The organism is Paludibacterium sp. (assembly GCF_019232825.1).
Lineage (GTDB): Bacteria > Pseudomonadota > Gammaproteobacteria > Burkholderiales > Chromobacteriaceae > Paludibacterium.
In genome coordinates this window covers 1-3,628 of the sequence record NZ_JAFAND010000040.1, presented here as the reverse complement: position 1 = coordinate 3,628, position 3,628 = coordinate 1, and the positions used below count along the sequence as shown (strand labels likewise).

The 3,628-nt window shown below is 70.2% G+C and carries 1 protein-coding gene; it reads left to right on the top strand.

The window, feature by feature from the left end; translation table 11 throughout:
* A partial coding sequence (locus tag JOZ06_RS04710; protein WP_293229279.1) for a condensation domain-containing protein occupies positions 1 to 3,628 on the top strand: 3,628 nt, incomplete at both ends.

Sequence of the window (3,628 nt, the reverse complement as noted above, 5' to 3'; positions counted from 1 at the left end):
CTGATCTTCCTCGGCCGCGCCGACCGCCAGGTCAAGATCCGCGGCTTCCGCATCGAGCCGGGCGAGATTCAGGCCGCGCTGTTGGCGCACGACGGCGTCGACGCCGCCGCCGTCATCGCCCGCGACGGCCAATTGCTCGCCTACGTCAGCGGCGCCGAACACGACGACGCCGTGCTGCGCCGCCATCTGGCGCAACGGCTGCCGGACTACATGCTGCCCGCAATGATCACGCCGCTGGCGGCGCTGCCGCTGACCACCAACGGCAAGCTGGACGAGGCGGCGCTGCCGCGCCCGGCGCGCCAGGGCGCGGCCTACCGCGCGCCCGAGAGCGAGGCCGAGCGCCTGCTGTGCCAGCTGATGGCCGAGGTGCTCGGCGTCGAGCGCGTCGGCCCCGACGACAACTTCTTTACCCTCGGCGGCGACAGCATCGTGTCGATCCAGCTGATACGCCGCTTGCGCGACGCCGGGTACGATCTGCCGCTGCGCAAGGTCTTCCAAGCGCAGGACACGGCGGCGCTCTCCCTGTTTCTCACGCCCCGGATGGCGCGCCCGATCGAGGCGCAGGCCACCGACGATGGGGAGGTGACGCCGACACCATTGATGCAATGGCAGCTCGGACGCAACCCGAGCATCCGGCCGTTCAGCCAATCGATGCTGATCCAGCTGCCGCCCGCCGGCGCCGATCAAACCGGGTTCGAGGCGCGTTTGGCGCGCACGTTGGCGGCGCTGCAAGCCAAGCATGAGATGTTGCGGCTGACCGTGACGCCGACCTCGGAACACACCTGGCGTTTGGCGGTGGGCGCCGATGCCACGCCATGGCTCGTGTCGCGAGCGCTGTCCGCGGGCATCACGCCGGATTGGGCGGCGCTCGCCGCCGAAACCCGCGCAGCGCTCTCGCCCGCCAGCGGCCGCATGCTGGCGGCGCTATGCTTGCACACGCCGACGCAGTCACGCCTGTTGCTCACCATCCATCACTTCGCGGTCGACGGCGTGTCGTGGCCGATCCTGCTGGCCGATCTGGCGGCACTATGGCAACAAGCGGATCGCGCCGTGCCCGCCGTCACGGCCGAGCCGACCTTCCGTCGCTGGTCGGCGGCATTGTTCCATCTGGCAGGACAAACCGCCGCGCGCGCGCAATGGCCCGCATGGCGAGCGCAAACGGATGGCGCCGCGCCGTTGCTTGCCGGCGCGCGGCTGCAACCGGCGCGCGACACCTTCGCCCGCGCCGGCCGCCTGCGCGTATCGCCGTCGGTCGAGACCTCGCTGGCGCTGCTCGCGCTGCCCGCCGCCTACCACGCCGGGGTGGAGGATATTCTGCTCGCCGCCCTGGCCCTTGCCGTGCACGCTTGGCGGCGCGAGCGCTCGGACGCGGCCACGGCTTTCGCGGTCGAGGTGGAGAGCCATGGACGCGAAACGCCGGACGATACGTTCGATCTGTCGCGCACCGTGGGCTGGTTCACCAGCCTCTATCCGTTACGGCTCGACACCGACGGCCTATCGGTCGACGCGATGCTGGCCGGCGCGGACGACCTCGGCCAGCTGATCAAGCGCGTCAAGGAGCAGGCGCGCGCGCTGCCGGGGCTCTTTGCCGAGGAGACGCCGGCCCGTGGCCGCGGACTGGCATATGGTTATCTGCGTCACTTCACCCCGGAAGGCCGCCAAGGCGAGGAGGCGCAAATCGGCTTCAACTATCTAGGCCGGCTCGGCAGCGCCGATACACCGTGGCAGCCCGACCTGAGCGTCGCCGACGCTTTGCGCATGACCGAGAACGACTGCACCTTGCTGCACCCGCTCGACCTGGATATCGCCTTCGTCGGCGAGGGCCGGGCGGCGCGCCTGGTGGCGGACTGGACCTGGGCGCCGGATTGCGTGCCCGATGCCGTCGCCCGCTCGTTGGCGGGGCACTGGCGCATGGCGCTGGAAGCGTTGGCGCGCCACGGCGCGCGTCATGGTGGCCATACGCCATCTGATTTCCCCTTGCTCGCGTTGAGTCAACCGGCGATCGAGCGCATCGAGACCGTCATGCCGCAGATCGACGCGCTGTTGCCGTTGTCGCCCTTGCAAGAGGGTCTGTTGTTCCATGCCCGCTTCGACGACGACGCGCCCGACCTCTACACGGTGCAACTGGCGCTGGTGCTAACCGGGCCGATCGACGGCGAACGGCTGCGACGCGCGGCGCTGGCCATGTTGCGCCGTCATCCCCAGCTCTGCGCGCGTTTCCTGCGCGATCCGCAACAGCGGCCGTTGCAAGCCCTTGGCGGCGAAGCGAGGCTGCCTTGGCGCGAGGTGGATCTGTCCGCTCTGCCGGCCAATGAGGCGGAAGCCGGCTACCGCCAAGCACGGCTCCATGAGCGCCAGCAGCGCTTCGCGCTCGACACGCCGCCGCTGATGCGCATGATGCTCGCGCGTCTGCCGGGCGCGGCCGCCTGGATCATCACCCACCATCATCTGCTGATGGATGGCTGGTCGCTGTCGCTGTTCGTCTCCGGCGTCTTGGCGCATTACCGTCAGGACGCGCCGGCGCTACCGCCGCCACGCTATGCCGATTATCTCGACTGGGTGGCGCGGCAAGACCGGGAGGCCGCGCAGGGCGCCTGGCGCGCCTACCTGGACGGTGTCGCGGAACCTTGCCGCCTGGCGCGGCAAACCGGCGCCGGCCAAACCGTCTGGCCGCGCCGCTGGCAGCGCCAGCTCTCGCCCGAGCTTGGCGAGGCCCTGGCACGGCGCGCGCGCGCATGGCGCGTGACGCTCAACACGGTGCTGCAGGGGCTGTGGGCGGTATTGATGGCGCGGCTGACCGGCCAGGACGACGTGGTATTCGGCATCACCGTGTCCGGCCGCCCGGCCGAGGTCGCCGGTATCGAACAGATGCTCGGGCTATTCATCAGCACGCTGCCGTTGCGCGCGCGGCTCGCGCCCGGCGAGCGGCTGGCGACGTTCCTCGCCCGGTTGCAGGACGAGCAGGCGCGGCTCACGCCATTCCAGCACGTCGGACTCGCCGAGATTCAGCAAGCGGCCGGCGTGTCCGAGTTGTTTGATACGCTGATCGTGTTCGAGAACTATCCGTGGGATCCCAACCTGTCTTTAAACGATGCCGGACTGCGGCTGCAGGCGATCGAGCCGGACGACGCCACCCATTACCCGGTCAATCTGATCATCACCCCGGGCGCGCGGCTGGACCTGCGGTTGCAATACGATAGCGCGCGCCTGACGGACGGCGACGCGACGCGCATCGGCGAAGGGTTCATCGATCTGCTGCAGTACGTGGCGGCGCATCCCGACATGCGGCTGGAGGAACTGGACCTGCTGTCCGACGCCGAGCGCCATGCCGTCATCGAACTGCCCAACCAGACCCGCGCGCCCATCGCGCCGCGGCCGCTCCACGCGCTGTTCGAGGCCAGCGCCCAAGGCCGGCCCGAGGCCCTGGCCCTCTCCGGCCACACCCTCGACGGCCTGCGCGCCGACTGGTCCTACACCCAGATCAACGCCCGCGCCAACCGTCTCGCCCACGCGCTGATCCAGCACGGCGTCGCCCCCGGCGACCGCGTCGCCGTCTGCCTGCCGCGCGCGCTCGAACTGCCCATGGCGCTCTTGGCCGTGCTCAAAGCCGGCGCCGCCTACGTCCCGA